This window comes from Clostridium amazonense (genome assembly GCF_056431285.1).
Map to the genome: position 1 here is coordinate 174,559 of NZ_JBWKMH010000006.1, position 24,096 is coordinate 198,654.

General features: G+C 27.7%; 18 protein-coding genes. 15 read left to right on the plus strand and 3 right to left on the minus strand.

Annotated features, from left to right (window positions below; translation table 11 throughout):
* The first annotated feature begins 361 nt into the window (after nucleotides 1-361).
* From AC07E4_RS03505 to AC07E4_RS03515, 3 genes are all read left to right on the plus strand, one after another.
* On the plus strand, nucleotides 362-772 hold the full coding sequence (locus AC07E4_RS03505) for a hypothetical protein (RefSeq protein ID WP_430830150.1): 411 nt from the start codon (nucleotides 362-364) through the stop codon (nucleotides 770-772).
* Between the two features lie 23 nt (nucleotides 773-795).
* Complete coding sequence (locus AC07E4_RS03510; protein WP_430830262.1) at nucleotides 796-972, plus strand: ATP-binding protein; 177 nt, start codon at nucleotides 796-798, stop codon at nucleotides 970-972.
* Nucleotides 973-1,049: 77 nt separating this feature from the next.
* Nucleotides 1,050-2,018, plus strand: a complete 969-nt coding sequence (locus tag AC07E4_RS03515; RefSeq protein ID WP_478215745.1) for a hypothetical protein — start codon at nucleotides 1,050-1,052, stop codon at nucleotides 2,016-2,018.
* 196 nt (nucleotides 2,019-2,214) lie between these two features.
* Here the strand turns inward: AC07E4_RS03515 and AC07E4_RS03520 are convergent, their stop codons facing one another.
* The gene (locus AC07E4_RS03520; protein ID WP_478215746.1) at nucleotides 2,215-3,747 is read right to left on the minus strand and encodes an RNA-dependent RNA polymerase family protein; all 1,533 of its coding nucleotides are present in this window, start codon (nucleotides 3,745-3,747) and stop codon (nucleotides 2,215-2,217) included.
* Between the two features lie 460 nt (nucleotides 3,748-4,207).
* Nucleotides 4,208-5,764: an ABC-F family ATP-binding cassette domain-containing protein gene (locus AC07E4_RS03525; RefSeq protein ID WP_478215747.1), complete on the minus strand. Its 1,557-nt coding sequence runs from the start codon at nucleotides 5,762-5,764 to the stop codon at nucleotides 4,208-4,210.
* 601 nt (nucleotides 5,765-6,365) lie between these two features.
* Here AC07E4_RS03525 and AC07E4_RS03530 point away from each other — a divergent pair.
* The gene (locus AC07E4_RS03530) at nucleotides 6,366-7,544 is read left to right on the plus strand and encodes a class I SAM-dependent rRNA methyltransferase (protein WP_478215748.1); all 1,179 of its coding nucleotides are present in this window, start codon (nucleotides 6,366-6,368) and stop codon (nucleotides 7,542-7,544) included.
* Between the two features lie 524 nt (nucleotides 7,545-8,068).
* Here AC07E4_RS03530 and AC07E4_RS03535 read toward each other — a convergent pair.
* Complete coding sequence (locus AC07E4_RS03535) at nucleotides 8,069-8,233, minus strand: hypothetical protein (protein ID WP_158644521.1); 165 nt, start codon at nucleotides 8,231-8,233, stop codon at nucleotides 8,069-8,071.
* A gap of 960 nt (nucleotides 8,234-9,193) precedes the next feature.
* Here AC07E4_RS03535 and AC07E4_RS03540 point away from each other — a divergent pair.
* The 11 genes from AC07E4_RS03540 to AC07E4_RS03590 all read left to right on the plus strand — a co-directional run bounded on the left by AC07E4_RS03540 (nucleotide 9,194) and on the right by AC07E4_RS03590 (nucleotide 23,894).
* Nucleotides 9,194-9,475, plus strand: coding sequence for an ArsR/SmtB family transcription factor (locus tag AC07E4_RS03540; protein ID WP_040330881.1), 282 nt, complete (start codon nucleotides 9,194-9,196; stop codon nucleotides 9,473-9,475).
* Between the two features lie 75 nt (nucleotides 9,476-9,550).
* Nucleotides 9,551-10,390 carry a pur operon repressor gene (gene purR / locus AC07E4_RS03545; protein ID WP_040330879.1) on the plus strand — a complete coding sequence of 280 codons (840 nt, stop codon included), beginning with the start codon at nucleotides 9,551-9,553 and terminating at the stop codon, nucleotides 10,388-10,390.
* A 189-nt stretch (nucleotides 10,391-10,579) separates the two neighbouring features.
* A complete protein-coding gene (gene spoVG, locus AC07E4_RS03550) occupies nucleotides 10,580-10,867 on the plus strand; it encodes a septation regulator SpoVG (protein ID WP_040330878.1) in 288 nt (95 codons plus the stop codon).
* 377 nt (nucleotides 10,868-11,244) lie between these two features.
* On the plus strand, nucleotides 11,245-12,606 hold the full coding sequence (gene glmU, locus AC07E4_RS03555; RefSeq protein ID WP_478215749.1) for a bifunctional UDP-N-acetylglucosamine diphosphorylase/glucosamine-1-phosphate N-acetyltransferase GlmU: 1,362 nt from the start codon (nucleotides 11,245-11,247) through the stop codon (nucleotides 12,604-12,606).
* A 20-nt stretch (nucleotides 12,607-12,626) separates the two neighbouring features.
* Nucleotides 12,627-13,583, plus strand: coding sequence for a ribose-phosphate diphosphokinase (locus AC07E4_RS03560; RefSeq protein WP_478215750.1), 957 nt, complete (start codon nucleotides 12,627-12,629; stop codon nucleotides 13,581-13,583).
* Between the two features lie 372 nt (nucleotides 13,584-13,955).
* Complete coding sequence (locus tag AC07E4_RS03565) at nucleotides 13,956-14,642, plus strand: response regulator transcription factor (protein ID WP_040330874.1); 687 nt, start codon at nucleotides 13,956-13,958, stop codon at nucleotides 14,640-14,642.
* Nucleotides 14,642-16,063, plus strand: a complete 1,422-nt coding sequence (locus AC07E4_RS03570; protein ID WP_040330872.1) for a sensor histidine kinase — start codon at nucleotides 14,642-14,644, stop codon at nucleotides 16,061-16,063. The genes AC07E4_RS03565 and AC07E4_RS03570 overlap by 1 nt, the downstream gene beginning before the upstream one ends.
* A gap of 144 nt (nucleotides 16,064-16,207) precedes the next feature.
* The gene (locus tag AC07E4_RS03575; RefSeq protein WP_040330871.1) at nucleotides 16,208-17,374 is read left to right on the plus strand and encodes a S1C family serine protease; all 1,167 of its coding nucleotides are present in this window, start codon (nucleotides 16,208-16,210) and stop codon (nucleotides 17,372-17,374) included.
* Nucleotides 17,375-18,263: 889 nt separating this feature from the next.
* The gene (gene pth, locus AC07E4_RS03580) at nucleotides 18,264-18,836 is read left to right on the plus strand and encodes an aminoacyl-tRNA hydrolase (protein ID WP_040330870.1); all 573 of its coding nucleotides are present in this window, start codon (nucleotides 18,264-18,266) and stop codon (nucleotides 18,834-18,836) included.
* Nucleotides 18,837-19,000: 164 nt separating this feature from the next.
* Entirely contained in the window at nucleotides 19,001-22,546 is a 3,546-nt protein-coding gene (gene mfd, locus AC07E4_RS03585; RefSeq protein WP_478215751.1) for a transcription-repair coupling factor, read from the plus strand.
* A 253-nt stretch (nucleotides 22,547-22,799) separates the two neighbouring features.
* Complete coding sequence (locus AC07E4_RS03590; protein ID WP_478215752.1) at nucleotides 22,800-23,894, plus strand: SurA N-terminal domain-containing protein; 1,095 nt, start codon at nucleotides 22,800-22,802, stop codon at nucleotides 23,892-23,894.
* Nucleotides 23,895-24,096 lie beyond the last annotated feature (202 nt).

The following is a 24,096-nucleotide window of genomic DNA, read 5'->3' on the forward strand; positions in this document are numbered from 1 at the left end:
CTATCATTCAATAAGAGATATCTAGAATATATGTGAATATCCACTAATAAGTATGAGGAGCTAGTGCCAATGGCTACGGAAGGTAAGCTTCCTTTAATTAATTGATATTTTAAAAAGTTAAATCAATAAAACTTAGGAACGATATAGGGATTGACTTTGATTGCTTAGGTAAATATCTCATTCAAAAGGGTAAATGAATCAAGCAAAGGGAATTAGTCCATAAAACGTCTATACATTTTGTTCATTGGTATCTTTAAGCTTAAAGAATTAAATCTAGTAAGTATAGAACCAATTAGATATAATTAAAAATTTTACATATGATATAATTGATGTAAATAATGGATTTACAAAAGAAAAGTTGGTGGAAAATAAAAATGTAACATCAGCTATATTTTTATTAGATCAAAAAATAACACCAATAGAGTTTTTAGAAAGAGTTAAAACACTAGCATTATTCTTTGATAAACTTACAAAGGAAGAATTAAAAGCTATAAAACACTGGATAAAAAATACAACCGAGGATAGACTAGCTGAAAAGGCAAGGGAAGTTTTAGACGCAAGTAAAGAGGAGGTTAAGAATATGGTAGCTAACAACGCATTTATAATAAAAGAAATGGAAGAAAAAGCAGAAAAAAAAGGAAGAGAAGAAGAAAAATTAGAGTTAGCTAGAAATTTATTAGATATTTTAGATGATGAAACTATAGCATCAAAAGTAGGACTTAATATAGATAAAGTTATAAAAATAAGAAAAGAAACTGAGGCAGGTCAATAATCTGCCTTATTTTTTAATCATAAATCCTATTATATACCAATTTATCTTTTTATAGGTGTGGTGAAATTTTTATAGATTCAGTAATGACAACTGAAATGGCCAATAGGTTAATTCATAAATCTTTTGTAATAAATATGAAAGGAAATTCATATAGAATGAAAGAAATCAAAACTTGGTTAGGGGATTTTAATCTAGAATAAGGTATGTTCACACAGAACAGTTTTTAAATGAAACTTGGTGTAGCTATAGTGTAAATTAATTAATAGGGAGAATAAATATGAAGAAAATAATTGCTTTAACACTCTTAATAATAACAGTAGTAACAACATCAGTATTAGCTGAAACTAATGATGTACAAAATCAATTAGATGAACAGATATTGCTTTCAACAGAAGAAAGCGATAGTTTCAATAATACTATTGTAAATATGTCTCCAGATAAACATATGGTTATTGAATCATATAAGAGAAAACAAAGAAAAAATAAGGAGTTACAAGTTATAGAGCCTAAAGATGTAAAAGCAAAAGAAAATATAAAAATATATGCATTTGCTGATATTTTACCATCTGACTTTTATAAAACTTATGAAGAAAAAGGTGACTTGGATGAATTTATTGCTAAACAAAATGCTATTATAACAGTATATAGAGATAGTGAAGAACAATTTATTGATTCTATATTATTTATAAAAAATCCAGAAAGTGACGAAATAACAATAGACGGTTGGGCAAGTGTTAGTTCGGGAACTTTTATAATGGCAGAAGATACTATCCACTTTTTATCTAATGAGAAAAATATAAAAGATTTATTAGATAGTCTAAGCATAAAAAACCCTAAAGATTTAAAGGTTATTGTTGGAATTCAAGGAGTAAATGCAGCATTATACTTAAAAGAAAATGGACAACCAATAATAATTCCCTTAAGTGATGGAGATACTTATGATGAAAATGTTGAAACTTGTAAAGCGTTTACTCCATATTTAGCAAGTGATTTTTTTAAAGCTAGAAAGACGTCAGCATTAGAAATTGAAAAAAAATTTCAAGAAGAAGCATTGAAGCCAGCTGTAGAAAGAAATCTGTGTTCAAGTGGTGCCATAAACTATGAAAACCTTAACCCAGCAAATGTATCAGCTATAAATACTACTGAAATAAACAAAACTTCTGAACATAACTACTATCCTCTAATTATCTGTAGTTTCATAGTTTTAGGAGGTATTTCATTAGGTATGTTATATAAAAAAAGATAATAAAATAAAATGGATTCTTTGCCAAGGACACAATAAAAAAAGGGTTAAGCAACACTTAAAAGATGATTACTATATTGAATAAGTTTCAACAGTATGGAGAAATAAGGTTAAAGCTGAATTAGAATAATATTATTATAAACCTAAGAAATAATGTGATAACACTACTCCTTAGGTTTAATTAATGTAATTTGTTTATTTAGTCATCTTCAAAGTTAGATTCACTTTCCTCTATTTTTAGTTGTAGATACTTCTTTATTTCTTCATTTACGTCAGTTATATTTCGAATAATTGGTTTTCTAGAAGTTAAATTGTCTAAGTAAAATTTTTTGTAATTTTCTTTTGACTTTAATTTTGTTGCCATCTCAGGAATTAAGTATTTTTCAATGCTATCTTCTAAATTAGTATATAATTTATCAGTATAAAGAATTAAATGATAATTTTGAAACCAATATTTTTCATCCAACAATGTTTCTAATTGCTCTATTTCACTTTCATCAAAAATATTATCTTTTAGATAATATGAAATTAATATTTGATTTTTGGTATTAGTAACTAACTTACTAAATGACTTTAAAATATCATCGAATCCAAATATCTTTATAGCATAATAATAATATAACTGTTCATCATTAAAAGATTCTTTTAATGATTCTTTATATCTAATCGTAAAGAATTTTTTTACATTTTCTTTACAAAACTCTGACATATCGGCAAATTTATCTACAGAATATAACATAGCTTCCGGTGAAAATTTTAAAATGAAACATAATTGATGATAATCATAAGGTTTGATTTGGTATTTCTCTAAATCCAAATCTCTAAAATATTTAGTTTTAAAAAAATTATTAATAAAGACTTTTTTTAGTTTATCATCTTCTAATTTTGATATCCTATATACAAGTTGATTGATAAAATACATTTTATTATTATCCCTATGATTATCAAATCTTATATTGCAATGTGCAATTAACTTTTTCCAATATCTAGCTACTAGGTTATAGTTGTTATATCTCTCATATGTGAATATTTCTTTTTTATCTTCATTACGCTCTAAATCATATTTTTCTAAGACTTTATCAAAAATTTTAATAATATTATCATTATTGTCACGATTGCAGAAGAAATAGAAATCATCTGAGAAATATGTAAATTCACAATCAATATTACTAGCTTTAAATTCTTGGTATAAATCATTACTTATTTCAGATAGATATCTTTCAGCAAGAAACAATGACAAATAATTACCCATGATTAATTCATTTGTCGCACCAGAATTCATATTACTAATAAAATTTTCAGCAGGTTTTCCAAGGTTTAAATCATGAGTGTATATTCTACCATAGTACTCTTTTATGTCAATTCGTATTAGATTATCGTATATACATAACCTCTCAAAATCGTATTCTAATTGCCTATCATATTCACCTTCTTCAAAATCCCCAGTTTCGATATTGGCTGATAATCTTTTCCTTTGCGGATCCATTGATTGGATATAATCAAAGGAATCATAATCTTTAAATTCTTCATATGCTCTGCAAAAATTCAAAATATTGGGAATTTTTAATGTCCTAAATTTATCATCGTGTTTTCTTACTCGAAAATTTATAGGATTAACCCAACTAAAATTATCTAGAGCTAAGGTATTTAAATCGTTTGGTAATTTCATGTTGCTGATGTTAACAAAGTGTTTGATTGGATTTTTAAAATTATATAAATTATTAATATTCATTTTACACCCCTCCTTGTTTTATTATACATTATTGGAATTAATAAACAAACAATGAGAAAGATTAAGTTTGAGTCAAGTAAAAGTTTGCAATTTATATTTTAAATTAACATGACTATATTTTTAATCTTTACAAGTTCTTGGTATTGGCAATTTTAGGGCGCAGTAATTCCGTATTATTTTTATAAATTTAAATTATCCAAAATACTCACCTCTAATATTTTTTGAACAATTATACTATAAGACATAGTTTTGATATAAGAGAGGGATTTTTTAATATCTCTTGTTTTTTTGCCCACTAAAATTATACTCTAACGTTAAAATTATTATAAAAGTATAAAGAAAACATATAAATTTTTTCACAGATTAACGTTTTGAATTTCTTCATTATGGAGTATTCTAATTATTTGTAAAACTAATGTAAAAAAGCACTAATCTAAAAAAGATTAGTGCTTTTTTTATATTAAACTATTTTAGTTGTCCATTCTTCACAGTTCCAGATGTCTGTTACTATGTCTTCATAGAATTCAGGTTCGTGGCATACCATTAGGATTGTTCCTTTATATGCTTTTAGTGCTCTTTTTAGTTCGTCTTTTGCGTCTACATCTAGGTGGTTTGTAGGCTCGTCAAGGATTAGGATGTTAGTTTCTCTGTTTAGTATTTTACAAAGTCTAACTTTAGCAGCTTCTCCTCCAGATAGAACCATTACTTTACTTTCAATGTGTTTTGTTGTAAGACCACATTTTGCAAGAGCAGCACGCACTTCATATTGAGTGTGGCTAGGGAAGTCTTTCCAAAATTCTTCTATACAAGTGTTGTGGTTTGCATCTTTTATTTCTTGCTCGAAGTAACCTATGTGTTGGTAGTCACCAAGTTCTACGTTACCACTTAAAGCTCTTATTTCACCCATTAAGCTTTTTAATAGAGTTGTTTTTCCAAGACCGTTAGCCCCTACAAGAGCAACTTTTTTACCTCTTTCAAGATATAAGTTTAATGGCTTAGAAAGTGGAGAATCATATCCAATTACTAAATCTTTAGTTTCAAATATCATTTTTCCAGCAGCTCTAGCTTCTTTAAAGTTCAATGTTGGTTTTGGTTTTTCTTCTGCAAGTTCTATTCTTTCTATTTTATCTAATTTCTTTTGTCTAGCTTTAGCCATACCAGTTGTAGCAACGTTGGCTTTGTTTCTAGCAACGAAATCTTCAAGTTTTGCAATTTCAGCTTGTTGTCTTTCATAAGCTTGCTCAAGTTGTTTTTTTCTAGCTTCATATATTCTTTGGAAATCATCATAACTTCCAACATATCTATTTAACTTTCTATTATCAACATGATATATAAGGTTGATAACTGAGTTTAGGAATGGAATATCGTGAGATATTAATATAAATGCGTTTTCATAATTTTGAAGATAACGCTTTAACCATTCTATATGTACTTCATCTAAATAGTTAGTAGGCTCGTCAAGAAGTAGTATGTCTGGATTTTCAAGAAGTAGTTTAGCAAGTAGAACTTTAGTTCTTTGTCCACCACTTAAATCAGCAACATCCTTGTCTAATCCAACATCTAAAAGACCAAGTCCTTTTGCAACTTCTTCAACTTTTGCATCTATAACATAAAATCCGTTATTGTCTAGCAAATCTTGAATTGTACCCATATCCTCAAGAAGTTTTTCAAGTTCTTCTGGAGTTGCATCAGCCATTTTATCAGTTATTTGAAGCATTTCAGCTTCTAAATCAAATAAGTATTTAAATGCACCTCTTAATACATCTCTTATACTTTGTCCTTTTTGAAGTTGGGCATGCTGGTCCATATAACCAACTCTTACTCTACTAGACCATTCAATTTTTCCCTCATCAGGCATTAACTTACCTGTAATTATATTCATGAAAGTAGATTTTCCTTCACCGTTAGCGCCTATAAGACCAACGTGTTCACCTTTTAAAAGTCTGAACGAAACATCCTCAAATATAGCTCTATCACCAAATCCGTGATTCATGTTTTTAACCGTAAGTATACTCATAAAATTCCTCCGTATATATATAATTCTATAGGGTTCAAATTAAATTTTAAATTACCTAATTATAAAATAATAATTTCATAATTGTAAATTAGTATTGCTTTCATATTTTAAACTAATTAGCGATTAATAATGATGGTGAATATCTCTGAGGATTGAAATCCCTGCTGCAATGTTTTATTTGCAATTCAAATAAAATTAATTTGATATTTATCCATGAAAGTTCATTTTGGATAATAAATTCCCCATTATAATATTTCTACTAACCATATTTTAAACAGGAAATAGTACTATTACTTTAAATATTAAAAAGCTGATAATTCATTTTCATTCTTGCTAATTAAGTATATAAATTAAAATATTGGTTTGGAACCCTATATGTATTTGTTTTAAAAAAATATTCAGCTTATAGTTTAAATTATAGTGAGTGTGTATGTCAAAAGAATTTTGTGGCAAAGTTATAAATAATACAGTTTAAGGGTTGTATGCATTTCTAAAAATATCATTGTGTGATATACTACAAAAGCGTATTAAATTAAAGTAAAACTGAGTTAGAAGAGTTTAATATAAATATTAAGAAGTTTAACATTTAGGAGGGTTTAGAATGGCTTGTAAATTTTATTTAGATAAGGGTAGAGGTAAGAGAACACTTAGTGGACACCCATGGGTTTATTCAAATGAAATAGCTGGATATGATGGAGAATACACTAATGGTGATATAGTTGAAGTTTATACATCAGATGAAAAATTTATAGGAAAAGGATATATAAATGATGTATCTTTAATTACTATAAGAATTATGACTAGAGATATAAATGAAGAGATAGATAAAGAGTTTTTTAGAAGAAAATTAAAAGCAGCTTGGGAATATAGAAAGAAAGTTATAGATACATCTTCTTGTAGATTTGTATTTGGAGAGGCAGACTTTCTACCAGGCATGGTAATAGATAAATTTGAAGATATATATGTTATTCAATCATTAGCACTAGGAATTGATAAGTACAAAGGAATCATTGTAGATATACTTAAAGAAGAGTATGGTGCTAGAGGCGTTTATGAAAGAAGTGACGCAAATGTAAGATTAAAAGAAGGCATGGAGCTTACAAAGGGATTTTTAACTGAACCATTTGATACTATGATAACAATAGAAGAAAATGGTGTTAAATATAATGTAGACGTAGAAAATGGTCAAAAAACAGGATTCTTCTTAGACCAAAAAGAGAATAGAAAAGCAATACATAAAATATGTAAGGATGCAGAAGTTTTAGATGTATTCACACATACAGGTTCATTTGCATTAAATGCAGGAATTTCAGGAGCGAAAAGTGTTTTAGGAATAGATATTTCACAGCACGCAGTTGATTTCTGTAGAAAAAATGCAGAGCTTAATAATCTAGAGGATATAGTAAAATTTGAATGTCATGATGCATTTGAAATTTTAAAAGAATTTAATTATGAAAATAGAGAGTTTGATGTTGTAATATTAGATCCACCAGCATTTACAAAAGCTAGAGAAACTATAAAAAATGCTAAAAAAGGATACAAGAAAATAAACTTTAGAGGAATAAAACTTGTTAAACAAGGTGGATATTTAGTAACCGCATCATGTTCACACTTTATGGATGAAAAATCTTTTAAAGAAGCTATATATGAAGCAGCTAAAGATGCAGGAAGACTTTTAAGACAGGTTGAATTTAAAACTCAAGCACCAGACCACCCAATTTTGTGGACTGATGATGAAGAGTCATACTACTTAAAGTTCCTTATATTCCAAATTATATAGGAAAGAAAAATCTAAATTTATAATTATGATGAAATTGTGGCAAAATTAAATAGCTATAAGATTATAAGCATCACCATTAGTATAGGGAAGCAAGTCTAAACTTTAAGTTATTCATGTTTCAGTTGAGAAAGAGCAATTTAAAGTGTTATATAAAATTAACAATTAATGATGAACAATTAACAATGAAGGATAAAACTGAAAGCTCAGTTTTTAAAAAATGGATTTTTAAAATACTTTGTAGAACAAATTATTTAAGGACTATATAAAAACTTAGTTTTTATGGACTTCTATTCAAAAATATTAGGAACGAAGTGAATAATATTAACCATCATTGTTAATTGCTAATTGTTAATTGGTTCCCAATACCATAATGGAATAAACTGTAAGAATAGTAGTATCATTTGATAAAGCTATTATTTAAAGTTTCAACTTGGAACCCTATATTTAGCTACAAAAGGAAAATAAATGTAAAAGAGAAAAGTGGATTTTAAAATCCACTTTTTCTAATATGTGCTAAGGTGTATTTAAAATAAATCTTGGGAATCTTTATTTTCATTCTTGGAGGAAATCTCAGATGAAAATTCATTTTGTCTTGCATTATTTTGGTTTGATTTTGAATCTAGGATAGCTTGTTGCTTTCCTAAATCAAAAGCATGTTTTAAATCTTCTTCTGTAAAAAGTTTTTTCATTATAACACCTCTTTATAATCAAGTTGTAGTAAAAAAATATAAGTAACTTAAAATCTTATAATAGTATTTCTCAAAAACATATAGTTATTCATGTTTTAATTGGAGGATTATACAAAAATTAATAATTAGATACAAGTTTGAAGTTTTAGCATAATTAGGTTTAGCATTGGGAAAAAAGTGAAATAATAGTTATTGTATAAAATGTGTTTTAAATTTGCATATTATTATTTATAATATATTTATAAATCATAATATATGAATAATGTATATAATAATATAGGAGTCCAAGTTGAAACTTTAAGTTATTCATGTTTCAGTTGAGAAAGTGCTATAAAAAATTAACAATTAACAATTAACAATGAAGGATAAAACTGACGTCTCAGTTTTTTTAAATCAAATTTTATAATAATTTGCAGAGCAAATTATGTTGAAAACAATATAAAAACGTAGTTTTTAGGTATTTCTATTTTAAGTATTAGGAATGAAATGAGTAATATTAACTATTTAATTTTAAATTTTTTAGGGACTGACTTTACTTGTTTAGATAAATAGCTTCTTTAAAAAGGAAATAAATTATGCGAAGGTAACTAGCACTAAATATGTCTGTCCCTCTTGTTGATTGGTATATCTTAAGAATAGAAACAATAAAACTTAGCAAGGATATAATCCGCCAAGGTTAAAACCTCAGCTACAAAGGGGTTATAGTTTTTAAGTCCGTAAAGGAAAATAAAATGTGTTAATTCACCTACATTTTTAAAATTGACACTGGACAATGAATTTTAAAATAGAAATAAACTGTAATATAAGTAACATCATTTGATAAATCTATTGTTTAAAATTCCAGCTTGGAATCCTATGAATGATATAAATTCAAAATTAATATTATTAATTAAGGAAGATAATATTTATTAAGTTTAAGATTTAAATCCTATAGAGAAATTTAGAAAGGTTGTTTGTTTTATGGGGAATAATAATGAATTATATATAGAGTATGCAGAAATTTTAAAAGCTATAGCACATCCAGCAAGGTTATGTATAGTAAGAAGTTTACTTGAAAAGGGTGAACGAAATGTAACTTGTATGCAAAATTGCTTAGAGCTTCCACAGTCAACAGTGTCTCAACATCTGCAAAAGTTAAGGGCAGCAGGTATAATAAAAGGAAATAGAGATGGACTTGAAGTAAACTATTATATATGTAATGATAAAGTAAAAGAAATAATAGAAGTTTTGTTTAAGGAATAGATAAAAAAGTTGATATATAAATTATGATATAAAAGAGATCTAAAAGATTATAAGTTGAGAAAGGTAAATTAGAGTATGGAAAAATCATCTGAGAAGTTTAGTAGAAATCAAAGGGTTGTTGGAATAACAAAAATTTTAACAGAGTCACCAAACAGAGTAGTTAATTTAAATACATTTACAGAAATATTTAATGCAGCAAAATCTACAGTAAGTGAAGATGTAGTTATTGTTAGAGAAACTTTAGAAAAACTTTATATGGGAAAAGTTGAAACAGTTTCAGGAGCAGCTGGTGGAATAAAGTTTACTATAGATATGTCTAAATATGAAAAAAATTTATTTATACAAGAACTTTGTGATGTTTTTAGAGAAAAAGATAGAATAATGCTTGGAGATTTTTTATATGTTACAGACTTAATGTTTAATCCAGACATTATATCAAAAGCAGGAAAAATACTAGCTGCTATGTTTAGAGATATAGAAGTTGATTATATAGTTACAATAGAAACTAAGGGAATACCACTAGCATACGAAGTAGCTAAAAATTTAGGAGTCCAGTTAGTTACTGTTAGAAATAGAACTAGAGTAACAGAAGGTGCAAGTGTTAATGTTAATTATTTATCAGGAACTAATAAGAGAATCCAAACTATGTCTTTATCAAGAAAAGCAATGAAGAAAAATAGTAAATGCCTATTTATTGATGACTTTATGAGAGGTGGCGGAACTGCAAAGGGAATAGATGAGCTTCTACAAGAGTTTGATAGTGAACTTGTAGGTTGTGGTGTTCTTGTTGACAACAACTTTGATGCAAAAGAGAAAATAATAAAAAATTATGTATCACTTATAGAGTATAATGGAATAAGTGAAGACGGAACAGCTATTGTGAAGCCATCAGAAAAGTACATAGATAAAATATAGGCAATAGGAATTTATAATAGAAAGAGGCATTTTATAATGCTTCTTTTCTTATTTATAGGAAAATTTATAAGAAAAATTTTAATAAATTGTTAAAATAGTTAGAAAATAAAAAATTGCAAAAAAATAAAGAGGATATTTAAAAAATATGGAGAATAATACACTATAGCACAGCTTGGAGGTGGAGTTCATATGCAAATTACAGATGTTAGAGTTAGAAAAATTGCTACAGAAGGAAAAATGAAGGCCATAGTGTCTATAACATTAGATAATGAATTTGTTATACATGATATTAAAGTTATAGAAGGCCAAAATGGATATTTTATAGCTATGCCTAGTAGAAAAACTCCAGATGGAGAATTTAAAGACATAGCACATCCAATCAACACAGAAACAAGAGAAAAAATACAATCAGCTATATTAGGTGAGTATGAAAAAGTTAGAAATGAAGAAACTGTTGTTGATTCAGAAGAAAAATAAATTTATTTGTAAAAATAAAAAGGACGTTGTTCCTTTTTATTTTTTTGCAAAAAAATAATTGTACAACATATTTATAACAATAGAACACATAAATAATGTTAAAAAGTGTATTTTATGCGTTTTATTATTTAAAAAAAACCATATAAAAGTGCGAATAAAATTATTAAAAGGTGTACTTTTTGAAAAAAAACTAAAAAAATATTCACTTTTATTTGCAAAAATAAATTATATAAAATATAATTAATAAAGGTATGAATAATAATATTTAGTAAAAATTAAATATTATTATAAAAAATGTTGATTGTATTAGAATATATAATGCAAATTAAAGGATTAATTTGTATAAAATTAAGATATAGTTTAAAGAGGTGTATTAAGTGTATAAATGTGCTATCGTATTGGCGGCAGGAGAAGGAAAAAGAATGAAATCCGAAACGCCTAAAACTCTACATAAAGTATGCGGAAAAGAAATGATAAATCATGTTATAGATACTTTAAAAAAATGTGAAGTTGAAGATATAGATGTAGTTATAGGAAAAGGCGCAGAAAAAGTAAAAGAAGGAACAAAAGATAGAAATGTTGTTTATTCAGTTCAAGATAAACAATTAGGTACAGGTCATGCTGTTATGTGTGCAGAAGAATTCCTAAAAGGAAAAAAAGGAACAGTTGCAATTTTTGTTGGAGATGGACCTTTAATTACTGAAGAAACAGTTAATAAACTTTTAAATTATCATAATGAAGGAAGTTTCAGTGCAACTATATTAACTTCTATTATGGATAATCCAGCTAAATATGGAAGAATAATAAGAAATTCAAATAATGAAGTAGAAAAAATAGTTGAATTTAAAGATTGTAATGAAACAGAAGCAAAAGTAAAAGAAATTAATTCAGGAATGTACTGTTTTGATATTGAAGAATTATTATCTGCATTATCAAATTTAAATAATAACAATAACCAAGGCGAATATTATTTAACAGATGTTATAGAAATTCTAAAGGGTAAAGAAAAGAAAATTGGTGCAGTTGATGTGCCAGTAGAAGAAATTACAGCAGTAAACTCTAAGGGTGAGCTTGCCATAGCTGAAAGAATAATGAGAAAAAGAATTAATGAAAAACATATGGAGAATGGAGTAATCCTAATAGATCCAGATAACGTATATATAAATTGTGATGTTCAAATAGGAAAAGATACAATAATATATCCAAACAATTTTATAGAAGGAAAAACAGTTATAAAAGATAACTGTATAATATATCCAGGTTGTAGAATAAACGATAGTAAAATAGAAGAAGATGTAACAATTCAAAGTTCAGTTATAATAGAAAGTAGTATAGGAAAAAATACAACAGTAGGACCATTTGCTTACATACGTCCACAAAGTGTTATAGGAAACAAAGTAAAAATTGGAGATTTTGTTGAAATCAAAAAATCTACAATTGGAGATGGAACAAAGATATCTCACTTAACATACATAGGGGATGCAGAAGTAGGAGAAAAATGTAATTTTGGTTGTGGAACTGTAGTGGTTAACTATGATGGAGTTCATAAAAACAAAACTATTATTGGAAATAATGCATTTATAGGATGTAACACTAATTTAGTTTCTCCAGTAGAAGTTGAAGATGATACATATATAGCTGCAGGTTCAACAATCACAGAGAAAGTGCCAAAAAATTCTCTAGCTATTGCAAGAGCTAGACAAGTAAATAAAGAAAATTGGGTAAAAAAAAATAAGTAATAAAAATGGGAGGACTACGTATGATATCACATGGTAAAAACATTAAGATTTTTACAGGAAATTCTTATCCAAAATTAGCAGAAGATATAGCAAATATCTTAGGATTAAAAGTTGGAGACTCTAAGGTAGGACACTTTAGTGATGGAGAAATATCAGTTAATATAGCTGAGACAGTTAGAGGACTTGATGTGTTTGTTGTTCAACCAACTAACTCACCAGTAAATGATAACTTAATGGAACTTTTAATAATGATTGATGCATTAAAAAGAGCATCAGCAGGAAGAATAACAGCGGTTATTCCTTACTATGGTTATGCAAGACAAGACAGAAAAGCTAAGGCAAGAGATCCAATAACAGCTAAATTAGTTGCAGATTTAATAACTGCAGCAGGAGCTGATAGAGTATTAACAATGGATTTACATGCAGCTCAAATACAAGGTTACTTCGACATTCCAGTTGATAATCTAACAGGAGCTCCAATCCTTGCTAAACACTTTATAGAAAATGGTTTTAAAGATGCAGATGATGTTGTAGTAGTTTCACCAGACCTTGGAAGTGTAACTCGTGCAAGAAACTTTGCAGATAGATTAAATGCACCAATAGCTATAATTGATAAAAGAAGACCAAAAGCAAATGTGTGTGAAATCATGAACATAATAGGTGATGTAAAAGATAAAAGAGTTATACTTATCGATGATATGATAGATACAGCAGGAACTATTTGTAATGGAGCAAATGCTTTAGTTGAAAGAGGTGCTAAAGAAGTTTATGCATGCTGTTCACATGGCGTTTTATCAGGACCTGCAATAGAGAGAATAGAAAAAGCTGCAATTAAAAAATTAGTTGTATTAGATACAATTCATTTAGCAGAAGAAAAACAAATAGAAAAAATAAAAACTTTATCAGTTGCACCAATATTTGCTGAAGCTGTAAAGAGAATTTACCAAGATATTTCTGTAAGTAAATTATTTGATTAATATAAAACAATAAAGTGGTACTATTTTTTTAGTACCACTTTATTTATATGCTTATTTTTATGAATTTTCATGAAAATGTAATAGTAATATCATAGATTTACAAAAAAATGTGAATGTTTTGTAACAAAACTTATAATTATACCTCATACCTATTATAATGGAAGTATGATTAAATATATAAATATAACAATGTTAAACATGAGGTAATATTTTCCTGGAAGAGATTATGTAGACAAGTCTATTAATATAATGAATTGTAATTTATAATTAATATTAATAATAGTATGATAATTATAAGGACAAGTATTATATGATGTATTAAAAACATTGTAAATATATAAATATATAAAAATAATTAGGAGGGCTTATGTTATGGAAGGTTCAATAGCTAAGGTATTAGTAGTTGATGATGACAAAAATATTTGCGAAGTTATAAAAATGTACTTAGAAAGTGCAGGGTATAACATAAAAACTGCTCACGATGGAAAAGAAGCACAGGAGTGTTTTTTAAGTTTTAAGCCGGATTTAGTTATATTAGACGTAATGTTACCATACCTTGATGGAATGGATGTATTAAAATGGATAAGAAAAGACAGCGAAATACCAGTTATAATGGTTACTGCAAAAGGTGAAACTTTTGATAAAGTTTTAGGGCTAGAATTAGGAGCTGATGATTATATCGTTAAACCGTTCGAGCCTAAGGAATTAATTGCAAGGGTAAAAGCTGTTTTAAGAAGATATACAATGGAATCAGAAAATAAAGAAACAATAACATATGATAGTTTAATAGTAGATGCAAATTCTTATAGTGTAGTTTATAAAAATCAAGAAGTTAAAATGCCACCTAAAGAATTTGAATTATTATATTATTTAGCTAGTAATAAAAATAGAGTATTTACAAGAGAACAGTTATTATGTGAAGTTTGGGGATATGATTATCCAGGAGATTCAAGAACTGTAGATGTTCATATTAAAAGACTTAGAGAAAAGATTGAAGGCGGATCAAATTGGCAAATTGAAACAGTTTGGGGTGTAGGATATAAGTTTGAGGTGAAGTAATGGCAAGACAAAACCTATTCTCAAAAATGGTGCTTATATACACAGTAATTATATTTTTTAGTTTGTCACTAATAGCAACAGTTTTGTCACTTTGGTTTAATAATCATTATATAGAAGAAAAACAAGATCAGGTTTTAAATCATGCAAGCGCAATAAAAGAATTAACTTTAAGTTATATGCAAGGAAACTTAGAGTCAGGCGAATTAGAAAGTAGAATTAAATTTATTGGTAAACACTTTGAAGAAAGTATATTTTTAGTGGATGCTAATGGCTATGTATTTGTATCCATAGAGGACAAAGAAAAAAATATTACAGGAAAGCAAGTGTTTGATAAAAATGACGAGAATGTCTTGGGCCAAAATAAGAAAAACGTTCTTGAAAAGGTAACTAAAAAAAATGAATTAATACCTACAGGAGATTATTCTTTAGTGCAAGACATTGTAAGTGATGAAAATGTGGTTGTAGCAACTATTATAGTTGGTGTTAAGACAAATCAATTAAAGGAATCACTTATAAATATATATAGAATTATATGGTTATCTACGGCTATTGTAATGATTTTATCTATTGGAATAATCTACATTTTTGTAGATAAAATAGTTATAAAACCATTGCAAAATATGAGTACAGTAGCAAGGAAAATAGCAAATGGAGATGTTGAAAAGAGAGTTGAAATAAAAAGCAATGATGAAATAGGAAACTTTGCAGAAGCATTTAATTCCATGGCTAATTCATTAGAAAAGGTAGAGAAAAATAGACGTGAATTTATTTGCAATGTATCTCATGATATAAGGTCTCCAATAACATCTATAAATGGATTTATTAGAGGGATATTAGATGGTGTTGTACCAAAAGAAAAGGAAGAACATTATTTAACAATAGCTTATGAAGAGACGCAAAGACTTACAAGACTTGTTAATGATCTTTTAGACATGTCAGCAATTGAAGAAGGACGTATAACGTTAGCATTAAGGAAGATAGACATTAATGACATAATTAGGCTTAGCATTTTAAAGAATGAAGGTAAAATAAAAGAGAAAAAAATAAAAGTTGATGTATTTTTTGAATCTGATGAACTATTAGTTTATGGAGATCAGGATAGAATATTCCAAGTGATAATAAACTTATTAGATAATGCTATAAAGCATTCTGATGAAGGGGCATTAATTATTATATCTTGCAAAACAAAAGCGGGAAAAGCTTATATATCTATAGAAAATAAAGGTAAGCATATATCAGATGATGAACTTAAAAACATATGGGAACGATTTTATAGAGGAGATAAATCTAGAACAAACAGAGTTAGTTCTGGGCTAGGATTATCAATAGTAAAGAAAATCATAACTATGTTAGACGAAGAAGTTTGGGTTGAAAACACTGAAGATGGTGTAATGTTTGTATTTACGTTAACATTAGCTTAAACAATAATGAAATATCAGTATTTGAATTTTATAGTGAAAATTTTAGTGAAGTAAATTAATAGATACGTTATAGAAAAAGTTAGATTGTTGGTTTTAGGGAGAGACTTTACAATTTAGTGATGATGAGAGGGAAGGAGGAGCTATATGAATAATGACAAGAGCTGGGAAGACAAGTCGTCTACTAATATTGGTGATGATATTAGATTTCAAAAGGCGAAGGATAAAAAGAAAGAGTTTTATGATAAAGTAAAACGCTGTATTATTTATGTTATTATAGCTTCCCTTTCAGGAGCAATAGCAGCTAAGTTTATAGTTGATTATAAATTTGAGAATATTAATGAGAAAAATATTAAATTAGAGCAAAAAAATGTTACATCAGAAGAAAAGGAATTGGCTATTAAGGAACTTGCTAATATTTTAGAAGAATCAGTTGTATCTATAAGTAAGATTAATACTCAAAGTCATGAAGAATTTAACAGCGGTGCAGGAACAATTATAAGTGGTGATGGTTATATAGTAACCAATCGACATGTTATAAATAATGCTGACCAAATAAAGGTTAAATTAAATGATAATAAAGTGTATTATGCTGAAGTTATAGGTGTAGATGCAATGCTTGATTTAGCGGTTATAAAGATAGAAGCAACGAATTTGAAAGCAATGGCGATAAATGATAGTTATGAGGTTAATAATGGAGATGAAGTGTTAGCAATAGGAAATCCTATTGCTAACTCATTTAAAGAGAACTATTCACATGGGAAAATAGAGAATAAGGAACAAAGGGTTTCAATAGTAGATAGACAAAGTGGACAGCCCATAGGATATACAACAATAAAAAATACAGTTAAAATTTTGCCTGGAGATACAGGAACACCACTTTGTAATTTAAGGGGAGAATTTATAGGAATAAATAATAATGCACTAAATTATTCACAACACTTAAAAGACGAAAGTTTAGCAATATCTTTAAAAGAGTCAAAAGCTGTGATTGATGCATTGATGCAAAAAGGAAGTTCATTGAAATTAGGACTAGGAATAGTTGGCGAAAAGGCTATACCAAAGAGTTCAAGTGAAGGAATAACAGGAATATATATTAAAGATGTATTAAAGGAAAGTAATGCATATGAAGCTGGATTAAGACCAACAGATATTATAGTTGAAGTGAACAATATACAAGTGAAAGAAATTGAAGATTTAAATAGATGTTTAAAAGGCTTAAAAGATGGAGAATTAGTAGAATGCAAAATCCTTAAAAAAGGAAAATATGAATTTGTAAATGTAAGGTTAGGTTATTATAGAATGACTAATTAATTTTATAAAATAACATTAAACTTTAAATGAAATGGTTTTAATTGAGACAAAGATTCATATGAAAATTTAAAGTGTATGTTAAAAAATAATTGTAATTTTGTTATATTTAATATAAGATTGATATTAATATATTTATAATTAATTAAGGAACGGCAACAAACCGTTCCTTAAACTTGCAGAAAAATACACAATTTCAAATATATCTTTAAAACTTATAGAAATGAAAGATTAAAAATGAATTTAAAATTGTAGGAGAGAATTCATTCTTGCTAAACGGTATTATGAGGTATTGTTTTTTAGTCGTTATATCCAAATCAAAGACCGCCAAGGTTAAAACCTCAGCTACGAGGATAATTAAATTGATTTCCAACCATTGTAGGCGAGGTTTCAACCTTGCATAACGTAATTTGATATATATTACAAATTTGAATTTAAAGTTGTAAACGAGAATTCATTCTTGCAAGACACATTTTAAAATTTTAATATTTGAGCTTAATTTTAAATTTTTTAGGGACTGACTTTACTAGTTTAGATAAATATCTTTTTTAAAAGGGAAATAAATTATGAGAAAATAAATAGCCCTAAATATGTCTCTGTACCTCTTGTTGATTGGTATATCTTAAGAATAGAAGTAATAAAACTTAGCAAGGATATAATCCGCCAAGGTCAAAACCTCAGCTACAAAGCAAATAAAATTAAAGTCCCAACCATTGTAGGCGAGGTTTCAACCTTGCATAACGTTATTTAATATACATTACAGATTTGAGTTTAAAATTGTAAACGAGAATTCATAATAAATTATTGAAAAATGGATATAAATTATAAATAATTATATTTGTTTTTGAATAGAATTTATATTTAGAATATTTAATATACGATGGAGGATGAAATGTATTTAGTAGTAGGATTAGGTAACCCAGGAGAAAAATATGATAAAACAAGACATAATGTCGGATTTGATGTTATAGATTTATTTGCAGATAAGTATAATATTTCTATTAATAGGACAAAATTTAAAGGTATGTATGGTGAAACATCAATAAAAGGAGAAAAGGTTATACTATTAAAACCACAAACTTACATGAATTTAAGTGGTGATAGTGTAAGAGAATTTTGCAACTTTTATAAAATACCAAATGAAAATGTTATAGTAATATATGATGATATAAGCTTAGATGTTGGAACTTTAAGAATTAGGGCTAAAGGAAGTGCTGGTGGACATAATGGAATAAAAAGCATAATTGCTAATTTAACCACAGAAGTATTTCCAAGAATAAAAGTTGGAGTAGGAGCACCTAAGTATGATCTTATAGAGCATGTATTAGGTAAATTTTCAAATGATGATAGAGTATTACTAGAAAAAACTTTTGAACCAAGCATTGGTGCTATAGAAACTATAGTATCAAGCGGTATACAAGATGCAATGAATAAGTTTAATGGATTTAAGGCATCTGAAGATTAGACGATTAATATTTTATATATAATTAAAGCCTGATGGATAAAACAAGTTTTGAATATATTGTTTTATTCTATAAAAACAGGCTTTATCCTTATTTATAAAATATATATTATATGAACTAATTTGTAGCAATTTTTAAAATAGATATTTTAGTAGAGGTGATAATTTTGAGATTGAATGGACTTATGGCTCCACTTAGGAATAGTAGTGAATTTAAAGTTATATCTCAAAGTATAGATAAAAATGAGTTTCCAATTGCTGTGTATGGAGTGTCGGAATCAGCGAAAAGTTATTTAATAAATTCTATATATGAGCATATAAATGAAAAAATATTAATAGTAACTCATAGTGATGTTGAAGCTAAAAATATATATGAAGACTTAAGTTTATATGTAAATGATATAAGCTATTTTCCATCTAGGGAAATAGTGTTTTATAATGTAGACGCAATATCAGGAGATTTAAGATGGGAAAGGCTTAAAATACTAAGTAGCATGTTAAAGAAAAAATCTCAGATAGTTGTTGCATCTATAGATGTACTTTTATCTACTTATACTCCAGTAGAATTGTTTAAAAAATATATGTTTTCATTTAAAGTTGGAGATACAGTAGATATTAAAGAGTTTGCAGAAAAACTTATAGAATGTGGATATGAAAGATGCGACATTGTAGAGTCAAAAGGACAGTTTTCTTTAAGGGGAGGAATATTAGATTTATATCCTCCTATAGGTGCATACCCATATAGAATTGAATGGTTTGATGAGGAAATAGATTCTATAAGAACTTTTAATCCAGATAGCCAAAGAAGCATAGACAAGGTTAAAACTGTAAGTGTGTTTCCTGCAAAAGAAATCATAATAAATAGTGATAGTATAGAAGAAGCATGTAAGGGCATAGAATCTGACTTTAAAGACATGATTAAAAACTTTACCAAAAAGAAAGATTCAGATTCTAAAGAAAGATTAAATGCAATTATAACTAGAAATCTAGAAAGTCTTAAAGAAACATGGAGTTTTGAAACAATAGATAGCTACATGCCATATTTTTATGAAAGCACAGCAACATTATTTGATTATTTCAAAGACTGTTATGTAATAGTGGATGAAGTTCAAAGATGTAATGGGAAATTAGAAAGTGTATATTATGAATTTGAACAAAATTTTGAAACATTTTTAAATAGAGGAAATATTCTTCCAAGACAAGGTGAATTATTAATTCCACCGAAATCAGTTATAGAATTTTTAGAAAATAAAAACACTATAACTGTTGATGCAATGGCAAAATCAACTAAGATTTTAAAACCACGTAGTATTTCAAGTTTTTCTCAAGTAACAATTTATGATTATCATGGTCAATTAGATATGCTCATAGAGGATATAAAGGAAAAGAAGAAAAAAGGATATAAGACTGTGATATTATCAGGTACAAGAACAAGAGGAGAAAGGCTTATAGACACACTTAAGGATAGAGATATAGAAGCTGTTTATAAGGATACAATTGATAATATTCAATTTGGAGAAGTTGTTGTAACTTTTGGTAATTTATTAAAAGGATTTGAATATCCAAGTCTTAAAATATGTGTAATATCTGATAAGGAAGTATTTGGACAATCTAAAAGAAAGAGTTCAAGAAAGAAAAAGGTAAAGGGTGCTAGCAAAATCAAGAGTTTTACAGAATTAAAACTTGGAGATTATGTTGTTCACGTAAACCATGGAGTAGGTGTATACAAAGGAATAAAACAATTAGAAGTTCAAGGAAATAAAAAAGACTTCTTAGAGTTAAGCTACAATAATGGAGATACTTTATATGTTCCAGCAGAACAATTAGATTTAGTTCAAAAGTATATAGGGGGAGACGGTAATCCGCCTAAGATAAATAAGCTTGGTAGTGCAGAATGGGTAAAAGCTAAAAATAAGGTTAAAAAATCTATAGAAGATATAGCAGAAGATTTAGTTAAATTATATGCAACAAGAGCTCAAATAAAGGGACATAAATACACAAAAGATACTGTTTGGCAAAAACAGTTTGAAGAGGAATTTCCATTTGATGAAACACCAGATCAATTAACATCCATTGATGATATCAAGAAGGATATGGAAAGTGATAAGCCAATGGATAGACTTTTATGTGGTGATGTTGGTTATGGTAAAACTGAAGTTGCACTTAGAGCTGCATTTAAATGTGTAATGGAAGGTAAACAAGTAGCATTTTTAGTTCCAACAACAATATTAGCACAACAACATTATAAAAATATGATGAAAAGATTTTCAGACTTCCCATTAAGTGTTGATATGGTTAGTAGATTTAGAACTTCTGCTCAGATAAAAAATACATTAAAAGAACTAAAAGAAGGAAATGTAGATATACTTGTAGGAACACATAGATTACTTCAAAAAGATGTTGTGTTTAAGGATTTAGGACTTTTAATTGTAGATGAAGAGCAAAGATTTGGAGTTACTCATAAAGAAAAAATAAAGAACATGAAAAAGAATGTTGAGGTTCTAACATTATCAGCAACACCTATACCAAGAACACTTCATATGTCACTAACGGGTGTAAGGGATATAAGTGTTATAGAAACTCCACCAGAAAATAGATACCCTATTCAAACGTATGTAGTTGAGTTTAATGAGCAATTAGTAAGAGATGCTATAATGAGGGAAATCAATAGAGAAGGTCAAATATTATTTGTATATAATAGAGTTGAAACAATAAAAGACATGGCTGCATACATACAAAAGCTTATTCCAGAAGCAAATGTTGCAATAGCACATGGACAAATGTCAGAAAAAGAACTAGAGCAAATAATATTAGATTTTACTGATTATAAATATGATATTTTAGTATGTACAACTATAATTGAAACAGGAATAGATATACAAAATGCAAACACTATGATTATCTATGATTCAGATAAAATGGGACTTTCTCAACTTTATCAGTTAAGAGGTAGGGTTGGAAGAGGTAATAGAATAGCGTATGCATATTTCACATACACAAAAGATAAGATTTTAACGGAAGTTGCAGAGAAAAGATTAAAAGCCATAAAAGATTTTACAGAGCTTGGTTCAGGATTTAAAATTGCAATGAGAGATTTAGAAATAAGGGGAGCAGGAAATATAATGGGATCATCACAGCATGGACATATGGCTGTAGTTGGGTATGATTTATATTGTAGAATGCTTGAAGACACTATAAAAATTATAAAAGGTGAAATTGAAAATGAACCTCTAGAAACAACTGTAGAATTAAAAACAGATGCTTATATACCAGCAAATTATATAATTGATGAAACTCAAAAAATAGAAGTGTATAAGAAAATAGCTGCAATAGATAGCTATGAATACATGATGGAATTACAAGAGGAAATAGAAGATAGATTTTCAGATATTCCAAAATCAGTGTACAATCTTATGGATATAGCATATTTAAGATGTTTGGCAAGGGAACTTGGCATAATTGAAATAAAAGAGAATAAAAGTGAAGTTCTAATAACTTTTGAAAATAAAAAGTATTTGACACAAAGTATAATAACTGGAATTCTTGATAAGTATATAAAAACTATTACTTTCAAACTAGGAGATACTCCAGCTTTAGCATACAAAATTGTAGATAGCAAGAAAAATGATCTTTTAAAAGACTTAATTGACATGGTAAAATACATGATAGAACTTAAAAATGGTGAAACGGGTTCTGTGGAGAAAAGTAAGTAGAAAAACTTAAATTAATGGTTAAATATGTTAAAAATGAAAAAGATGTGATAAAATAATGTAAATGTCACACATATGCAATATTGATATTTTAAAATTAACCTTGGTTTAGTTTTAATCTTAATTTTTTTAAAATTTATAAAATACCAAATGGAAGGGGTGAATTGTTGCAATAAAAATAGATAAATCTAAATGGTTTCTAATGAATTTTGCAGAAATTACATAGGATTTAAAAATTATTGGCAACGAGATAACAGTGAAACGTGTTAAAAAGATAATAGCAGTGGCTATGATGACTATAATGACTGCATCACTATTAGCAGGATGTAATTTAATTGAAAGAACACCTGAAGGATTAGCAAAAGCTACAGCAGCTAAAATTTATGGTGAGAAAATTACAAGAGGAGAAATTGATGAAAAATTAGCTCCAGTTAAAAATCAAATGAAAGCTCAAAATGGAGAAAACTATGAAAATACAGAAGAGGGTAAAAACGTATTAAAACAATACAGACAAAAAGTATTAGATAATATGGTTACTCAAAAAATTATAGAGAAAAAGGCAGAAGAATTAAAAGCTATGCCAACTGAAGAAGAAACTAAAAAATATGTAGACGAAGAATACAAGAAAATAGTTGATTCTTTTGATAGTGAAGATAAATTCAAAGAGGCTTTAAAACAAACTGGTGAAACAGAAGAAAGCTTAAAACAAAATATAAAATTCCAATTAGTATCTGAAAAGTTACATGAGCATGTAATTAAGGATATTGAAGTTACTGATGAAGAGGTTAAAAAACAATATGACTCTAATCAAATGGAATATACAGAAAAACCAAATCAAACTCAGTTAAAACATATTTTAGTTCAAACTGAAGACGAAGCTAATGATATAATTAAAAAATTAGGAGAAGGAAAAGACTTTGATGAGCTTGGAAATGAAGTTAAGAAAGCTCAAGAAGAAAAGAATGCTAATAAATCTGAAGACAAAAAAGACGAAGAGAAAAAAGATGAATCAGCAGATAAACAAGGTGAAGCAGCAAAAGAGAATAGATTTGAAGATTTAGGATGGGTTAACTATGTAAACTCAGGAATGGATCCAACATTTATGCAGTTTGCAATGCCTTTAACTAAAGGTGGATACACTACAGCACCTGTTCACACTCAATTTGGATATCATATCATAAAATGTTATGACAAAAAAGAGTATCCAGTAAAACCTTTAGACGGTTTAAAAGAACAAATAAAATCTGAATTACTAACTAATAAACAAAATACTGCTTGGCAAGAAGCAGCACAAAAATGGCAAGAAGAAGCTAAAAAAGAAATGAAAGTATATGAAAAAAATCTACAGTAAAATGTTTATGGAAAGAATAGTAAAGAAATTTGCTATTCTTTTTTTATTATAATAAATTAAATCTCAAATCAAAGCCCCAACTATAATTCTTTTTTTATGAGCAATTAAATTTCAAAACAAAGTCCCAACCATTGTAGGGGAGAATTCATTCTTGCGAGACGTATTTTAAATATATTATTTTAAGCTTTTATTCCCACATTAT